Origin of the sequence: Nocardioides sp. HDW12B (genome assembly GCF_011299595.1) — a bacterium.
Classification (GTDB): Bacteria; Actinomycetota; Actinomycetes; order Propionibacteriales; family Nocardioidaceae; genus Marmoricola_A.
In genome coordinates, this window is the sequence record NZ_CP049867.1 from 2,143,735 (window position 1) to 2,160,143 (window position 16,409).

13 protein-coding genes are annotated in these 16,409 nt (G+C 72.3%); 1 reads left to right on the forward strand and 12 read right to left on the reverse strand.

Going from position 1 to position 16,409, the window contains the following annotated elements:
• Window positions 1–23: 23 nt before the first annotated feature.
• The 3 genes from aspS to G7072_RS10045 are packed head-to-tail and all read right to left on the reverse strand — an operon-like array spanning window position 24 to window position 3,927.
• The gene (gene aspS, locus G7072_RS10035) at window positions 24–1,829 is read right to left on the reverse strand and encodes an aspartate--tRNA ligase (protein WP_166085961.1); all 1,806 of its coding nucleotides are present in this window, start codon (window positions 1,827–1,829) and stop codon (window positions 24–26) included.
• Entirely contained in the window at window positions 1,826–3,205 is a 1,380-nt protein-coding gene (gene hisS, locus G7072_RS10040; protein ID WP_166085963.1) for a histidine--tRNA ligase, read from the reverse strand. The genes aspS and hisS overlap by 4 nt, the downstream gene beginning before the upstream one ends.
• Window positions 3,205–3,927, reverse strand: a complete 723-nt coding sequence (locus tag G7072_RS10045) for an MBL fold metallo-hydrolase (RefSeq protein ID WP_166085966.1) — start codon at window positions 3,925–3,927, stop codon at window positions 3,205–3,207. Before G7072_RS10045 ends, hisS begins: the two co-directional genes overlap by 1 nt.
• 707 nt (window positions 3,928–4,634) lie before the next feature.
• Between G7072_RS10045 and G7072_RS10050 the strand changes: the two genes are divergently transcribed.
• Window positions 4,635–5,870 (forward strand): DUF349 domain-containing protein, encoded by a 1,236-nt coding sequence (locus G7072_RS10050; RefSeq protein WP_166085968.1) that lies wholly within the window; start codon window positions 4,635–4,637, stop codon window positions 5,868–5,870.
• Between the two features lie 357 nt (window positions 5,871–6,227).
• Here G7072_RS10050 and G7072_RS10055 read toward each other — a convergent pair whose 3' ends face one another.
• The 9 genes from G7072_RS10055 to G7072_RS10095 all read right to left on the reverse strand — a co-directional run bounded on the left by G7072_RS10055 (window position 6,228) and on the right by G7072_RS10095 (window position 16,310).
• On the reverse strand, window positions 6,228–8,465 hold the full coding sequence (locus G7072_RS10055) for a bifunctional (p)ppGpp synthetase/guanosine-3',5'-bis(diphosphate) 3'-pyrophosphohydrolase (protein WP_166089961.1): 2,238 nt from the start codon (window positions 8,463–8,465) through the stop codon (window positions 6,228–6,230).
• 251 nt (window positions 8,466–8,716) lie between these two features.
• Window positions 8,717–9,256 carry an adenine phosphoribosyltransferase gene (locus tag G7072_RS10060; RefSeq protein WP_166085972.1) on the reverse strand — a complete coding sequence of 180 codons (540 nt, stop codon included), beginning with the start codon at window positions 9,254–9,256 and terminating at the stop codon, window positions 8,717–8,719.
• Window positions 9,253–10,515, reverse strand: a complete 1,263-nt coding sequence (secF, locus tag G7072_RS10065) for a protein translocase subunit SecF (protein ID WP_166085974.1) — start codon at window positions 10,513–10,515, stop codon at window positions 9,253–9,255. Before secF ends, G7072_RS10060 begins: the two co-directional genes overlap by 4 nt.
• A complete protein-coding gene (gene secD / locus G7072_RS10070) occupies window positions 10,512–12,362 on the reverse strand; it encodes a protein translocase subunit SecD (RefSeq protein WP_166085976.1) in 1,851 nt (616 codons plus the stop codon). Before secD ends, secF begins: the two co-directional genes overlap by 4 nt.
• A gap of 62 nt (window positions 12,363–12,424) precedes the next feature.
• Window positions 12,425–12,847, reverse strand: coding sequence for a preprotein translocase subunit YajC (gene yajC / locus G7072_RS10075; RefSeq protein WP_166085978.1), 423 nt, complete (start codon window positions 12,845–12,847; stop codon window positions 12,425–12,427).
• Window positions 12,848–13,205: 358 nt separating this feature from the next.
• On the reverse strand, window positions 13,206–14,324 hold the full coding sequence (gene ruvB / locus G7072_RS10080) for a Holliday junction branch migration DNA helicase RuvB (RefSeq protein WP_166085981.1): 1,119 nt from the start codon (window positions 14,322–14,324) through the stop codon (window positions 13,206–13,208).
• Between the two features lies 1 nt (window position 14,325).
• On the reverse strand, window positions 14,326–14,934 hold the full coding sequence (gene ruvA / locus G7072_RS10085; RefSeq protein WP_166085983.1) for a Holliday junction branch migration protein RuvA: 609 nt from the start codon (window positions 14,932–14,934) through the stop codon (window positions 14,326–14,328).
• Window positions 14,931–15,467, reverse strand: coding sequence for a crossover junction endodeoxyribonuclease RuvC (gene ruvC, locus G7072_RS10090; protein ID WP_166085985.1), 537 nt, complete (start codon window positions 15,465–15,467; stop codon window positions 14,931–14,933). The genes ruvA and ruvC overlap by 4 nt, the downstream gene beginning before the upstream one ends.
• 78 nt (window positions 15,468–15,545) lie before the next feature.
• Entirely contained in the window at window positions 15,546–16,310 is a 765-nt protein-coding gene (locus G7072_RS10095) for a YebC/PmpR family DNA-binding transcriptional regulator (RefSeq protein ID WP_166085987.1), read from the reverse strand.
• Window positions 16,311–16,409: the final 99 nt, after the last annotated feature.

Genomic DNA, 16,409 nt, shown 5'->3' on the forward strand with positions numbered 1-16,409 from the left:
GAAGCACTCCCGTCGTACGTCGCTCAGCTCACCTTCGGGCTCGCCGCCGGCTCGTTGACCGGCGGGGCGCTCGGGGCCGGCTTGGCGTCGACCCCGGCCTCCTTGCGCTGCTCGGGCGTGATCGGCGCCGGCGCGGCCGTCAGCGGGTCGTAGCCGCCACCGCTCTTGGGGAAGGCGATGACGTCGCGGATCGAGTCCGCCCCGGCGAGCAGCGCGCAGATCCGGTCCATGCCGACCGCGATGCCGCCGTGGGGCGGCGCGCCGAACTTGAAGGCGTCGAGCAGGAAGCCGAACTTCTCCTGTGCCTCCTCCTCCGTCAGCCCCATGACCGCGAAGACCCGCTCCTGGACGTCGCGTCGGTGGATACGGATCGACCCGCCGCCCAGCTCGTTGCCGTTGCAGACGATGTCGTAGGCGTAGGCCAGCGCGTTGCCCGGGTCGGTGTCGAACGTGTCGAGGAACTCCGGCTTGGGACCCGTGAACGCGTGGTGGACCGCGGTCCACGCGCCGGCGCCGACGGCGACGTCACCGCTGGCCACCGCCTCGGAGGCGGGCTCGAACATCGGGGCGTCAACGACCCACGTGAAGGCGAAGCCGGTCTCGTCGAGCAGGCCGGTGCGGCGACCGATCTCCAGGCGCGCGGCGCCCAGCAGCGCCCGCGAGGACTTGGGCGCGCCCGCGGCGAAGAAGATGCAGTCTCCCGGTGCGGCGCCGACGTGGGCGGCGATGCCGGCCTTCTCCTCGTCGCTGATGTTCTTGGCCACCGGGCCGGTCAGCTCGCCGTCCTCCTTGACCAGGAGGTAGGCCAGTCCGCGGGCGCCGCGCTGCTTGGCCCACTCCTGCCAGGCGTCGAGCTGCTTGCGCGGCTGCGAGGCCCCGCCCGGCATGACGACCGCGCCGACGTACTCGGCCTGGAACACGCGGAACTCCGTGCCGGCGAAGAACTCGCCGCACTCGACCAGCTCGAGGTCCATGCGCAGATCGGGCTTGTCGCTGCCGAAGCGACGCATCGCCTCGGCGTAGGTCATCCGCGGGATCGGGCGCTGGATGTCGACGTCGATGGTGCGCCACATCGCGACCAGCACCTCCTCCATCAGCTCGATGACGTCCTCCTGGTCGACGAAGGACATCTCGATGTCAAGCTGGGTGAACTCCGGCTGGCGGTCGGCGCGGAAGTCCTCGTCGCGGTAGCAGCGCGCGATCTGGTAGTAGCGCTCGATGCCGCCGACCATGAGCAGCTGCTTGAACAGCTGCGGGCTCTGCGGCAGGGCGTACCAGCTGCCCGGTCGCAGCCGCGCCGGCACCAGGAAGTCGCGGGCACCCTCGGGGGTCGAACGCGTGAGCGTCGGGGTCTCCACCTCGGTGAAGCCACGGTCGGCCAGCACATCGCGGGCGGCCTTGTTGACGGCGCTGCGGAGCCGGATCGCGCGGGCGGGCGCGGGACGGCGCAGGTCGAGGTAGCGGTGCGCCAGGCGCGCCTCCTCCCCCACGTCGACGTGGTCGTCGATGGGGAACGGCAGCGGCGCCGAGCTGCCGAGGACCTCCACGTCGCTGGCGATGACCTCGATGTCGCCGGTCGGTAGGTTTGGGTTCTGATTGCCCTCGGGGCGCGCGGAGACCTCCCCGGTCACCTTGATGCAGAACTCCGAGCGCAGCTGGTGGGCGACGGCCTCGTCGCGGACGACGACCTGGACGACGCCGCTGGCCTCGCGGAGGTCGAGGAAGGCGACCCCGCCGTGGTCGCGACGACGGGCCACCCACCCGGCGAGGGTGACGGTCTGGCCGACGTGGTCGGCGCGGAGGGCGCCGGCCTCATGGGTGCGGATCAACGAACTGCTCCTTCGGAGGTTGCTGCGTGGGTCGAGACGACGTGGGGGCGGAGGTCCTGGGCCGGTGGGGCCCAGGTGCCGGGATCGGCGTCGGCCTGGTCGCCGCTGCGGATGTCCTTGACCTGGTGGGCGGCGCCGGGCTCCCCCGGAGCGGCCGGGAACCACACGAACGGGATGCCGCGCCGCTCGGCGTACCGGATCTGCTTGCCGAAGCGCTGCGCGGAGGCCGCGACCTCGGTCGGGACGCCACGCGCGCGCAGGGCGGTGGCGACCGCGTCGGACGCCTCCCGGGCGCCCTCGTCGGCGACGGCGACGAGCACCGCGGAGGGCACCTTGCGGCTGCCGGTCACGTCGCCGCGGGCGAGCAGCGGCACGAGCACGCGGCTGACGCCGAGCGAGATGCCCACCCCCGGGTACGTCGTGCGCCCGTCGTCGGCCAGGGCGTCGTACCGGCCGCCGGAGCAGATGGACCCCAAGCCTTCGCTGCCCTCGAGACGGGTCTCGAAGACGGTGCCGGTGTAGTAGTCGAGCCCGCGCGCGATCGAGAGGTCGGCGACGACCTGGACGCGCTCGGAGACCAGCGGGGCGCAGCCCCGGACCACGGCGGCCAGCTCGGTCAGACCCTCGTCGAGCAGCGGGTGCTCGACGCCGAGGGCGCGCACGCGGGCGACGAAGGAGTCGTCGGCGGTAGCGATCGCGGCCAGGGCCAGCGCCTGGTCGGCCTGCTCGGCGGAGGCGCCCGCCTCGCTCACCAGCAGCCGGCGGACCTCGTCGGCGTCCAGCTTGTCGAGCTTGTCGACGAGCCGCATCACCTCGTCGCTGTCGCTGATGCCGAGGCCGGCGTAGAAGCCCTGGATCAGCTTGCGGTTGTTGACCTGCACCCGGAAGGGCGGCAGCACCTCGAGGTGCGTCAGCGCCTCGACCATGACCCGCGCGACCTCGACGTCGTGGTGGGTCGGCAGGGTGTCGCGGCCGATGATGTCGATGTCGGCCTGGGTGAACTCGCGGTAGCGACCCTCCTGCGGCCGTTCCCCGCGCCACACCTTCTGGACCTGGAAGCGGCGGAAGGGGAACTCCAGCTTGCCGGCGTTCTCGAGCACGTAGCGCGCGAACGGGACGGTCAGGTCGAAGTGGAGGCCGATCCCCGAGTCGTTGCCCGAGTCGGCGTCCTGGAGGCGGCGCAGGACGTAGACCTCCTTGGAGGTGTCGCCCTTGCGCAGCAGCTGGTCCATCGGCTCGACGGCGCGGGTCTCGATCCCGGCGAAGCCGTGCAGCTCGAAGGTACGGCGCAGTGTGTCGAGCACGTGCTGCTCGACCACGCGCTGCTCGGGCAGCAGCTCGGGGAACCCGCTGAGCGGGGTGGGCTTCCTGGCCATCAGAGTCCCCGAGAGGGCGGCGGCGTGCTGGCGCCGGCGCCGCGCTGCAGCTCGAGCAGGAACGGGTTGGTGGCGCGCTCCTGGCCGATGCTGGTCTGCTCGCCGTGCCCGGGCAGGACGGCAATGTCGTCGGGCAGCGTCAGCACCTTGTCGGTCAGCGAGCGCAGCATCACGGCGTGGTCGCCGCCGGGCAGGTCGGTGCGACCGATGGATCCGGCGAAGAGCAGGTCGCCGGCGAACATGACCTGGCTTATCTCGCCGGGCGCTGCGTCGTACGGCGTGCGGAACGTGATGGAGCCGGGCGTGTGGCCCGGGGTGTGGTCGACGCTGAACGTCAGCCCCGCCAGCTCGAGGTCGGCGCCGTCACCGATCTCGGTGACCGCGTCGGGCTCGGCGAACTCGTACTTCCCGCCCAGCAGCATCCCGGCGGTCTCGGGCGACATGCCGGCCATCGGGTCGGACAGCAGGTGCCGGTCAGCCGGGTGGATGTACGCCGTCGCGTCGTAGCTGCCCGCGACCGGGGCGACGCACCACATGTGGTCGATGTGACCGTGGGTGACGAGCACCGCGACCGGCTTCAGCCCGTGCTCGCGCACGACCTCGTCCACCCCGGACGCGGCGTCCTTGCCGGGGTCGACGACGACGCACTCGGCGCCGGACCCGGTGGCCACGACGTAGCAGTTGGTCCCCCACGGTCCCGCGGGGAATCCGGCGATCAGCACGGTGGCGCTCCTGTCGCTGCGGGCGGGTTGACCCGGCGAAGCCTACCGAGGGCGGGGGTGCATCGAAGAATCGGTAACACCTGCTCCGCGGGCCGCTTCGGGCCAACGACTAGCATGACGTGGCAGCGTCAGCGAGGTCCTCGTCACCGTGCGGGTCCCCGCGGCGCACCGTGCGCACAACCGACACGCGCCGGCACGTCGTCGGCGCCGACACGAGGTGAACCTCCGTGAACCCCAGCCCGCCCCCGACGTCCCCCGAGCAGCCCGAGGCCCCGGCCGACGCGCCGTCCACGGCCCCGGCCGACGACCAGCCCGACACCCCGCCCGAGGCGGCCGTCGAGGTTTCGCAGGAAGCCTCCGAGGCCCCGGCCGCGCCGAGTGAGGGGGTCGACGTCCCCGAGGCCGCCGAGACGCCGGTCGCGACGACCGAGCCCGTCAAGGCGGTTGCGACGCCTGAGCCGGCTGCCGCGGAGGCGTCCGAACCCACCGAGACGCCGGAGCCAGTCGCGGCTGAGGCAGCCGAGCCCGCCGCTGCAGAGGCACCCGAGGCCGCAACCGGCGAAGCGCCTGCACCGGCCGCACCGACACCGGCTCCCGCACCCTCGGCGCGACCGGTCCCCCGGCCTCCCGGTCCGCGTCCCGGACCCCGGCCCGCGCCGCCGAAGCGATCCGCCGCCGCAGCCGCGCCCGTCGTACCGGCTCCCGCGGTGGAGCCCAGCGACGCCGCGACCTGGGGTCGGGTGGACGCCGACGGTGCCGTCTTCGTCAGGACCGGCGACGGTGAGCGGCAGGTCGGACAGTGGCCCGACGGCGACCCGGCGGAGGTCCTGGCGCTGTTCGCACGGAAGTACGACGCCCTGGCGTTCGAGGTGGGGCTGCTCGAGCAGCGGGTCAAGGCCGGGACGGCTTCGCCCGAGGACGCCGGTGCCGGGCTGAAGCAGATCCGTGCCGCGGTCGACGAGGCGCAGGTCGTGGGCGACATCGACGCTCTCGAGGCGCGCGTCGCGGCCCTGGAGGGGCTGATCAAGCAGCAGCGCGAGCGCAAGCGGGCCGAGCGGGCCGAGCGGGTCGCCGCCGCGCGGGTGCGCAAGGAGGAGCTGGTCTCCGAGGCCGAGACGCTGGCCGCCGGCGAGAACTGGCGCTCCGGGGCCGACCGGCTGCGGGCGCTGCTCGACGAGTGGAAGTCGCTGCCCCGGCTGGACAAGGCTGCCGACGACGCCCTGTGGCGACGGTTCTCCTCGGCACGCACGACGTACACGCGCCACCGCAAGGCCCACTTCGCCGAGCTGGACGAGAAGCGCGAGGGCGCCCGCGGCGTCAAGGAGCGTCTCGTCACCGAGGCGGAGAAGCTCTCCGGGTCGACCGAGTGGGGTCCGACGGCCGGCGCCTACCGCGAGCTGATGCGGCGCTGGAAGGCTGCCGGCCCGGCGCCGCGTGACGTCGAGGAGGACCTGTGGCGCCGCTTCCGCGGCGCGCAGGACACGTTCTTCGGCGCGCGCGACGCCGCCAGCGCCGCGACCGACGCGGAGTACGCCGCCAACGCCACCGTCAAGGAGGGCATCCTCGTCAAGGCCGAGGCGCTCGTCCCCGTGAAGGACCTGACGGCGACGAAGGCCGCCTTCCGCGACCTCGCGGACCAGTGGGACGCCGCCGGCAAGGTCCCGCGGGAGCGGATGAAGGACCTCGAGGGCCGGATGCGTGCGGTGGAGAAGGCGATCCGCGACGTCGAGGACCAGGCGTGGTCGCGGTCCAACCCCGAGGCGCGGGCCCGGGCCGCCGACACGGTGGCCCAGCTCGAGGCCTCGCTGGCCGATCTCGAGTCCAAGCGTGCGAAGGCGGAGGCGGCCGGCAACGACCGCAAGGCCGCCGAGCACGCTGCCGCCATCGAGGCCCGCTCCGCCTGGCTCGCCGAGGCTCAGCGCGCCCTCTCCGACTTCTCCTGACCCCGCCCCTCGACCGGTCGAGGGGCGGGGCGTGTGTGCGCGAAACGTCGCCCGTGTACGCGCGAAATGTCGGCTGTGTACGCTCGAAGCGTCGGCTGTGCACGTACGAGAGGTCGCTCACGCGCAGCTTAGTGATCTCCGGCGCGGCCACGCTGCGTCGCATTCCCGGCCGGAGGTGCGCGAGCGACGCTTCGCGTGAACACACGTGACGCTTCGCGCGTACACACCTGACGCTTCGCGCGTACACACCTGACGCTTCGCGCGTACATGAGCGACGCTTCGCGCGTACATGAGCGACGCTTCGCGCGTACACGCGACGTTTCGCGCGGGGTGGAGGGGGAGGAGAGTTCTGCGGGGTCAGGAGGTGACGCGGTAGGCGTCGAAGACGCCCTCGACCTGGCGTACGGCGCGCAGGACGTGGCCGAGGTGCTTGGGGTCGCCCATCTCGAAGGTGAACCTGCTCTTGGCGATCCGGTCGCGGCCGGTGTTGAGCGAGGCGGCCAGGATGTTCACGTGGGTGTCCGACAGCGCCTTGGTGATGTCGGACAGCAGCCGCGCCCGGTCCAGCGCCTCGACCTGGATGTTGACCAGGAACATCGAGCGCTCGGTCGGGGCCCACTCGACCTCGACGATCCGCTCGGACTGCTGGCGCAGCGAGTCGGCGTTGGTGCAGTCGCGCCGGTGGACCGACACCCCGGCCTCGCGGGTCACGAAGCCCATGATGTCGTCGCCCGGCACCGGCGTGCAGCACTTGGCGAGCTTGACCCACACGTCCGCGTCGCCGCGCACGATGACGCCGGCGTCGCCCGGTGAGGGCCGGCGGCCAGCCCGCCGCCCGGTGATCTGGACGGCCTCGGCGAGGTCCTCGGTCGCCCCGTCCTCGCCGCCGAACAGGTCCATCACCCGGCGTACGACGGTCTGCGCGCCCAGGTGCCCCTCGCCGACGGAGGCGTAGAGGGCGGAGACGTCCGCCAACCGCATCTCGGCGGCCACCGTCGTCAGCGTCTCGTGGGTCATCACCCGCTTGAGGGGCAGGCCCTCCTTGCGCATGAGCCGGGCGATCTGGTCCTTGCCCTTCTCGACCGCCTCCTCGCGCCGCTCCTTGGTGAACCACTGGCGGATCTTGGTGCGGGCGCGCTGCGAGCGGACGAACGTCAGCCAGTCACGGCTCGGCCCGGCCGACTGCGCCTTGGAGGTGAACACCTCCACGACGTCGCCGTTGTCGAGCGTCGACTCCAGCGGCACCAGCCGGCCGTTGACCCGGGCGCCGATGGTGCGGTGACCGACCTCGGTGTGGATGGCGTAGGCGAAGTCGACCGGCGTCGCGCTGGCCGGCAGCGCGATCACGTCGCCGGCCGGGGTGAAGACGTAGACCTCGGAGGAGTTGATCTCGAAGCGCAGCGACTCCAGGAATTCGCCCGGGTCCTCGGTGTCCTGCTGCCAGTCGAGCAGCTGGCGCACCCAGGCCATCTCGGCGGTGCCGCCGTCGGCGGCCTTGCGGTCGGTGTCGACCCCGGCCCGCATGTTCTCCTTGTACTTCCAGTGCGCCGCGATGCCGTACTCCGCGCGGCGGTGCATGGCGTAGGTGCGGATCTGGAGCTCGACCGGCTTGCCCTCGAGCCCGATCACGGTCGTGTGCAGCGACTGGTACATGTTGAACTTCGGCATCGCCACGAAGTCCTTGAACCGTCCGGGGACCGGGTTCCACCGGGAGTGGATCGCCCCCAGCGCGGCGTAGCAGTCGCGGTCGTCCTCGACCAGGATCCGGATGCCGATCAGGTCGTAGATGTCGGAGAACTCGCGGCCCCGCACGATCATCTTCTGGTAGATCGAGTAGTAGTGCTTGGGCCGGCCGCGGACGGTCGCCTTGATCCGCGACGACGCCAGGTCGCGCTCGACCTGTGCGATCACGCGCGCCAGGTAGTTGTCGCGCGAGGGGGCCCGCTCGGCCACCAGCCGCACGATCTCGTCGTACATCTTGGGGTGCAGGGTGCCGAAGGCGAGGTCCTCCAGCTCCCACTTGAGCGTGTTCATGCCGAGCCGGTGGGCCAGCGGCGCGAAGATCTCGAGGGTCTCGCGGGCCTTGCGCTCCTGCGTCGACTGCTTGAGGTAGCGCAGCGTGCGCATGTTGTGGAGCCGGTCGGCGAGCTTGATGACCAGCACCCGGATGTCGCGACTCATCGCCACGATCATCTTGCGGATGGTCTCGGCCTCGGCGCTCTCGCCGTACTTCACCTTGTCGAGCTTGGTGACGCCGTCGACGAGCAGCGCCACCTCCTCGCCGAACTCGCGCGCCACGTCGCCGAGCGTGTACGGCGTGTCCTCGACCGTGTCGTGGAGCAGCGCCGCCACCAGCGTCGGCTCGGTCATGCCGAGCTCGGCCAGGATCGTCGTCACGGCCAGCGGGTGGGTGATGTAGGGCTCGCCGCTCTTGCGCTTCTGAGTGGAGTGCAGGCGCTGCGCCGTGAGGTAGGCCCGCTCCAGCAGCGCCAGGTCTGCCTTGGGGTGGTTGGCCTTGACGACCCGGAACAACGGCTCGAGGACCGGGTTGGTGGCCTGGCCCTTGGTGCCGATGCGCGCCAGGCGGGCCCGCATGCCGCCGGCGCCGGTGACGGGTCCGCCGGAGGCGGCCGCCTCGCCCGACGGGCGCTCAGCGGCCGGTGCCGGCGCGACCGACGACGACGGTCCGGTCGACGCACCGGTCGGAGCGGACGTGGACGCCGGGACCTGGTCGGTCGCGGGCGTGACGACGTCAGCGGTGTCGGTGGACACCGGTGCTGCTGACCCGTCGTCCGGCACGCGTCACTCCCCTCGGCGGTGGTGCCGCCAGTCTATGCGCGCCGGGTTCAGACGGTGTGGAGCGCCGTCAGCGGGGCACCGCCGAGCTGGTCGCGTCCGGGGAGGAACGACAGCTCCATGAGCACCGCGACACCGGCGACCTCGCCGCCGCACTGCTCCACCAGCGCCCGGGTGGCCGCCACCGTGCCCCCGGTGGCGAGCACGTCGTCGACGAGCAGCACCCGCTCGCCGGGCGCGATGGCGTCGCGGTGCACCTCGAGGACCTCCTCGCCGTACTCCAGGGAGTAGGACACCTCGTGGGTCTCACCGGGCAGCTTGCCGGCCTTGCGGACCGGCACGAAGCCGACGCCGAGCTCGAGCGCGACCGGGGCGGCGAAGATGAAGCCCCGCGCCTCCATGCCCACGACCTTGCTGACCGTCGTGGTGCCGTCGGCGTCCCGGCCGGCCGCAGCCAGGGCGAGCACGACGGAGCGGAACCCCTCGTGGTCGGCCAGCAGGGGCGTGATGTCCTTGAAGACGATCCCGGGCTTGGGGAAGTCCGCGATGTCGCGGACCAGCCGCTCGACGTGCGCCGCGTGGTCGCTCACCCGCGACCTCGCCGGGAGCGCGGCTTGCGGGTGGGCTGCGGTCGTCCCGCGGCGGTCGAGCCGGACACCGGGCGAGCCGTGCCGGGTCGCTCCCCCGCCGAGACCCGTCCCGGGGCACCGGGGGCGACGGAGCGGTTGCCGCCCTCGCTCACCGGACGCGCCGGGGCCTGGTCGGACGGCACACCGCCGGCCGGCGACGGGTTGTCCGGGTCGTCGGCGAGCGGCATGTCCTCACGGAACGCCGGTACGGCGGCGTAGGGGTCGACCGGTCGGCGGCTGCGGTGGCTGCGCGCCCGCTGGTCACCCGCCTTCACACCGCGCTCCCGCTCCTTGAGCTGCACCAGCAACGGGGTCGCGATGAAGATCGAGGAGTAGGCACCGGCCGCCATGCCGACGAACAACGACAGCGCCAGGTCCTTCAGCGCCCCCGAGCCGAGGGTGAACACACCGACGTAGAGCAGCGCACCGACGGGCAGCAGCGCGACGATCGAGGTGTTGATCGAGCGGACCAGCGTCTGGTTGACGGCGAGGTTGGCCGCCTCGGCGTACGTCTGGTGGGTGCGCCCGAGGGCCTTGGTGTTCTCGCGCACCTTGTCGAACACGACGACGGTGTCGTAGAGCGAGAAACCGAGGATCGTCAGGATTCCGGTGACGGTCGCGGGGGTGACCTCGAAGCCCGAGAGCGCGTAGACGCCGACGGTGATGATCAGGTCGTGCGCGAGCGCCACGATGGCCGCGACCGACATCTTCCACTCGCGGAAATAGCCCCAGATCAGCAGCACCACGAGGACCAGGAAGACCACCAGGCCGGTGAGGGCGCGGTCGGCCACCTGCTGACCCCACGAGGGCCCGATCTGCGAGGAGCTGAGGTCCTCCACGCCGTCGACGGCCCGGATGGCCTCGTCGACGGTGGTGGACTCGTCGGTGCTCAGCGGCTCGGTCTGCACCCGGATGAGGTCACCGTTGCTGCCGGAGGTGTTGACGATCGGGGCCGAGGCGTTGTCGATCTCGGTGTCGCGCACGGCCTGGTTGATCGCGGTGACGGCGTCGTCGTCGGCCTCGCCCGCGGCGAAGGAGACGCGGTACTCCACGCCGCCCTCGAACTCGATGCCGAGGTTCAGCTGCTTGCCGACGAGGCCGAACATCGCGACGAGCACGATGACGAGCGAGATGCCGTACCAGAGCCACTTGCGGCCGACGAAGTCGATCGAGACGCGGCCGTCGTACAGCGACTGGCCGAGGCGTGCGAGGCGGCTCATCGGGCACCCACTCCGTGGACGGGGCGGGCGCCGATCCGCTCGATCCCGGCCTGCTCGGCCGAGAAGCCGGACATCTTGTGACCGGTCGAGAAGAAGCGGAAGCGGGCCAGCCAGGTGGTCATGGGCTTGGTGAAGAGGAAGAACACCACGAGGTCGATGAGCGTGCTGATGCCCAGCGCGAACGCGAAGCCCTTCACCACGCCGATGGCGAAGATGTAGAGGACGACGGCCGCGAGGAGCGACACCGCGTCGGCGGCGACACAGGTGGCGCGGGCACGGACCCAGCCGGCCTCCACTGCCACGCGCACGGACTTGCCGTCACGCATCTCGTCACGTATTCGCTCGAAGTAGACGATGAACGAGTCCGCGGTGATACCCACCGCCACGATCAGTCCGGCGATGCCGGGCAGCGTCAGCGTGAAGCCCGCGGTCTCGGACAGGAAGATCACCGCCGCGTAGGTCAGCGCAGCGGCCACCGCCAGCGAGGCGACGACCACGATGCCGAGGCCGCGGTAGTAGACCATGCAGTAGATCAGCACCAGGGCCAGGCCGATGCCGCCCGCGAGCAGGCCCGCGGAGAGCTGGTCCTGGGCCAGGGTCGGCCCCTCCTCGGAGACGACGGAGTCCTCGAACTCCAGCGGCAGCGCGCCGTACTTCAGGCTGTTGGCCAGCGACTGCGCCGACGCCTGGTTGAAGTCGCCGCTGATCTGCGCGTTGCCGTCGACGATCGCGCTGGTGACACCGGGGGCGCTGAGCACCTCGCCGTCGAGCACGATCGCGAAGCGGTCGTCGGTGCCGACCAGGGCCCGGGTGACGTCGGCGAAGGTGTCGGTGGCGGTGCCGTCGAAGTCGAGGTTGACGACGTACTGCACGTCGTTGGGCGGGATACCGGAGCTGGCGTCGCTCAGCTGGGTGCCCTCGATGACGGCCGGGGTCAGGAGGTACTTCACCTGGCCCGCCTCGTCGCAGGCGATGAGCGGCTTGTTCGGGTTGTCCGGCAGCTCCTCGTCGCAGGTGGCCTGCTGGAACTGCTGCAGCGACTCGGCGTCGGGCGAGCGGATCCAGGCCAGCAGCTCCTCGAGGGAGGAGTCACCGTCGGGCACCGGGGCGGGCTCGGGGGCGGGCGGGGCCTGGGCGCCGTCGCCGGCTCCCCCGCCGGTCGCGTCGCCGGTGCCGTCGCCCGCACCGCCACCGGCGGAGTTGCCGCCGCCGTCGTTGCTGCCGGCTCCGTCGTTGCTGCCGGCTCCGTCGTTGCTGCCGGCTCCGTCGTTGGTGCCGCTCAGGCTTGCCAGGCCGCGCGACAGCGCGCGGCCCGCGGGCGAGGACTCCTCGACGGGGCCTGCGGTCTCGTCGGGCGCGACCGTGTCGTCCTGCCCGCCGCCGTTGCCACCGCCGCCGTTGCCGCCGTTGCCACCACCGCCGCCGGTGCTCTCGGAGGGCGACGGGGAGGGGGCAGGCTCGGCCGGCGGGGCCACCGGGGCCGCCGCACCGACGAGCCGGAAGCGCAGCTGGGCGGTCTGCTGGACCGTGTCGACGAGGTCCTTGCGGTTCTGCCCGGGGATCTCGACGATGATCGTGTCGCCACCCTGGGTGGCCACCTCGGACTCCGCGACACCCTGGCCGTTGACCCGGCTGTCGATGATCGTCGCGGCCTCCTCGAGCTTCTCGGGAGTGATCGCCTCACCCGTCGAGGTGCTCGCGCTCAGCGTGATGCGGGTGCCACCCTGAAGGTCCAGCCCCAGCTTGGGGGCCCACACGCCGTTGAGAGCCAGTCCGCCGTACATGGCGACGACCACCAGGGCGAAGACGATCAGCGTGCGTCCGGGTCGGGACGCGTTGTTCGCCATGCTGCTCCTCGCAGATTCGGTTCGTTCGGGAGCGCGGCGAGGCCGCGCTGGTCAGGGGCGGGTCAGGAGGTGGTGGGGCGGTGCGGGTCGGACCCGTCGGGTCCGCGGTCGGTCCCGCCCTCGTACGTCGTGCCGTCGTACGTCGTGTCGTCGTCCGCCGTGTCGTCGTACGCCGAGCCGTCGTGGGCGAGCTCGTCGTCCTCGGGCAGGTCGGTGGTGTCGACCGGGTCGACCAGCGTGCGCACGACCGCCTGACGGGCCACGGTCAGGTGGGCTCCCGGGGAGATCTCGAGCTTGAGGAACTCCGACCCGGCCTCCCGGACGTGTCCCACGATGCCGGCGCTGAGCAGCACCTGGTCACCGATGACGACCTCGCCCTGGGCACGTGCCAGCTCCTGCTGTCGCTTGCGCTGGGGCCGGATGAGCAGCAGCCAGAACGCGAGGAAGATGAGCACGAAGGGGAGCAGCTGCTCCAGTCCGTTCACGCGCTGCACCTCTCTCGTCGGGGCCCGGGACCAGCCGCGGGCCGAGCTTCTGATCTGCGCCGGCGCTCCGTCGCAGCCCCCGGAGGGACCCGTCGGACGGCACGGCGCAGGGACCGGGGGTCGGCCGGTCAACGGCCGAGTGTAGCCCCCGCCACTCCCAGAACCGATTCGCCCGCGCCCGCCCACGCAAGCGGTCCCGGGCTCTCAGGTGACCTTCAGCAGACCCTCAGGGCCGGACTCCCCCGGCCTCACGTCGTCACCGACCTCTGACGACCGGCCCCACGTCGGCGACGACGTCCGGACGGTCCGGGGTCCTCGGCGACCCGCCCCACGTCGGTGACGACATGAGGCGGGTGGTTCAGGAGCCGAAGAGGGTCTCGGGCTCGTCGGCCGCCGGCACCGGGCCGGGCGAGCCGACGAGGCCGGCCGGGGGCCGCAGACCGAGGTGCTCCCAGCCGGCGGCGGTGGCGACCCGGCCGCGCGGGGTCCGGGCGAGCAGCCCGAGCCGCACGAGGAAGGGCTCGGCGACCTCCTCGACGGTCTCGCGCTCCTCCCCCACGGCCACGGCGAGCGTGCTGAGCCCGACCGGGCCGCCGCCGAAACGACGGCACAGCGCGTCGAGCACGCCGCGGTCGAGCCGGTCGAGACCGCTGGCGTCGACCTCGTAGAGGTCCAGGGCGCGGTGGGCCACCTCGAGGGTGCAGACCCCGTCGGCCCGGACCTGGGCGTAGTCGCGGACCCGGCGCAGCAGCCGGTTGGCGATGCGGGGCGTGCCCCGGCTGCGGCTCGCGATCTCGGCGGCGCCGTCGTCGGTCAGCGAGGCGTCGAGCAGCCGTGCGCTGCGACGCACGATCAGGTCGAGCTCGTGCGGCTCGTAGAAGTCGAGGTGGGCGGTGAAGCCGAACCGGTCGCGCAGCGGCCCGGGCAGCAGACCGGCTCGCGTGGTGGCGCCGACCAGGGTGAAGGGCGGCAGCTCCAGCGGGATCGCGGTCGCGCCGGGCCCCTTGCCGACGACGACGTCGACACGGAAGTCCTCCATGGCCAGGTAGAGCATCTCCTCGGCCGGGCGCGCCATCCGGTGGATCTCATCGACGAACAGCACGTCGCCCTCGTTGAGCCCCGAGAGGATTGCAGCGAGGTCGCCGGCGTGGGTGATGGCCGGGCCGCTGGTCAGGCGCAGCGGTGCCCCCACCTCGGCGGCGATGATCATCGCCATCGTGGTCTTGCCCAGCCCCGGCGGCCCGCTGAGCAGGACGTGGTCGGGCGCCCGGCCGCGTCCGAGCGCGGCGTGGAGCACCAGCGCCAGCTGCTCGCGCACCCGCTCCTGCCCGATCAGCTCGTCGAGGGTGCGCGGTCGCAGGGCGGCCTCGACGACCCGGTCCTCGAGGTCGGCCTGGCCGTCGACCAGGGCCCGGCTCTCGACGTAGGCGATCTCGGCGGCGCTCAGCTCGACCTCGCGCTCCACCTCGGGGTCCATGTCAGCGCCCGCTCATCGCGCGCAGCGCCATCCGCAGCACGGTGGCCACGTCGGGCACGTCGTCCTCGTCGGGCACGGCGAGCGCGATGCCCTTGTCGGCCTCCTTGCTCGACCAGCCCAGGCCGACGAGGGCCTCGCGCACCTGGACGCGCCACACCGGCTCGGCATCGGTGGCCACCACGGGCGCGGCCGTCGTGGTCCCCGACGAGGGCGGGCCGATGCGGTCCTTGAGCTCGAGGATGATGCGCTGGGCGCCCTTCTGGCCGATGCCCGGCACCCGGGTCAGGGTGCGGACGTCCTCGCCGATGACCGCGCGGCGCAGGTCGTCGGGCGAGAGCACGGCGAGCATCGCCTGCGCCAGCTTGGGCCCGACCCCGCTCGCGGTCTGCAGCAGCACGAACAGCGACTTCTCGTCCTCGTCGAGGAAGCCGAAGAGCGTCAGCGACTCCTCCCGCACGACGAGGCTGGCCGGCAGCGTGGCGGTGGCCCCGTTGCGCAGGGTCGCGAGCGTGCCGGGGTTGCACAGCAGCTCGATGCCGACGCCGTTGACGTCGAGCACGGCGGAGCTGAGCCCCACCTGGGCCACCTGGCCCCGGACGAAGGCGATCACGAGCCGCTCCCCGCGACACCCGCCGTGTGACGGCGTACGGCGTCCTGGAACCGGGCCTGGGCGCCCCCGCGCCAGACGTGGCAGATGGCCAGCCCGAGCGCGTCGGCGGCGTCCGCCGGGGTCGGCTTCTGCGGCAGCCGGAGCAGGCGGGTGACCATCGCCCCGACCTGCTGCTTGTCGGCGCGACCGCTGCCGGTGACGGCCGCCTTCATCTCGCTGGGGGTGTACGTCGCCACCGGGATGCCCCGGCGTGCCGCGGCGACGAGCGCCAGCCCGCTGACCTGGGCGGTGCCCATGACCGTGCGGACGTTGTGCTGGCTGAAGACCCGCTCCACCGCGACGGCGTCGGGCGTGTGCCGGTCGAGCCACGTCTCGATCTGCTGGTCGATGAGCAGCAGCCGGTCGGCCAGCGACGCGCCCGCAGGGCTCGTCAGGACGCCCACGTCGACGAGCGACAGCGGTCGGCCGACGTCGCCGGTGACCACGCCGACGCCGCAGCGCGTGAGGCCGGGGTCGATCCCGAGCACGAGCATGGGCTGCCTTCCGTCCGAACAGGTGTTCGGACCAACGCTAGCCCAGCGTCGCCCGTCGGCCGTCGACCGACGCGCCGCTCAGGCGTCGAGGGAGGCCATGACCTCGTCGGGGATGTCGACGTTGGCGAAGACGTTCTGCACGTCGTCGAGGTCCTCGAGCGCCTCCACGAGGCGCATCACCTTGCCGGCCCCCTCGGCGTCGACGGTGACCTCCATCGAAGGCACGAACTGCGCCTCGGCGGAGTCGTAGTCGAGCCCGGCCTCCTGCAGCGCCGTGCGTACGGCGACCAGGTCGGTGGCCTCGCTGAGCACCTCGAAGGAATCCCCCAGGTCGTTGACGTCCTCGGCGCCGGCGTCGAGGGTCGCCTCGAGGACGTCGTCCTCGCTGACCTCGCGGCCCTCCTGGTGCTTGGGCAGCACCACGACGCCCTTGCGGTGGAAGAGGTAGGCGACCGAGCCCGGGTCGGCCAGCGAGCCGCCGTTGCGGGTGGCCGCGGTGCGGACCTCCATGGCGGCCCGGTTCTTGTTGTCGGTCAGGCACTCGATGAGGATCGCGACCCCGCCGGGGCCGTAACCCTCGTACATGATCGTCGTGTAGTCGGCCCCGCCGGCCTCGGCGCCCGAGCCGCGCTTGACCGCGCGGTCGATGTTGTCGTTGGGGACCGAGGACTTCTTGGCCTTCTGGATGGCGTCGTAGAGCGTCGGGTTGCCGGAGATGTCCCCGCCGCCCATGCGCGCGGCGACCTCGATGTTCTTGATCAGCTTGGCGAACATCTTGCCGCGGCGGGCGTCGATGACGGCCTTCTTGTGCTTCGTGGTCGCCCACTTGGAGTGGCCTGACATGGTCCCCTCTTTCTCCTGCGACGGCGTTTCCCGTGCGGCGTCGTGCGGCGTTCGTGCGGCGTTCGTGCGGCGTTCGTGCGGCGTTCGTGCGGCGTTCTG

Bases quoted from the DNA above. Each gene is read 5' to 3' on its own strand.
- hisS (WP_166085963.1), bottom strand. From the start codon at position 3,205: ATGGCCAGGAAGCCCACCCCGCTCAGCGGGTTCCCCGAGCTGCTGCCC.
- G7072_RS10055 (WP_166089961.1), bottom strand. From the start codon at position 8,465: ATGCGGGCCCGCCTGGCGCGCATCGGCACCAAGGGCCAGGCCACCAAC.
- secF (WP_166085974.1), bottom strand. From the start codon at position 10,515: ATGAGCCGCCTCGCACGCCTCGGCCAGTCGCTGTACGACGGCCGCGTC.
- secD (WP_166085976.1), bottom strand. From the start codon at position 12,362: ATGGCGAACAACGCGTCCCGACCCGGACGCACGCTGATCGTCTTCGCC.
- ruvB (WP_166085981.1), bottom strand. From the start codon at position 14,324: ATGGACCCCGAGGTGGAGCGCGAGGTCGAGCTGAGCGCCGCCGAGATC.
- ruvC (WP_166085985.1), bottom strand. From the start codon at position 15,467: ATGCTCGTGCTCGGGATCGACCCCGGCCTCACGCGCTGCGGCGTCGGC.
- G7072_RS10095 (WP_166085987.1), bottom strand. From the start codon at position 16,310: ATGTCAGGCCACTCCAAGTGGGCGACCACGAAGCACAAGAAGGCCGTC.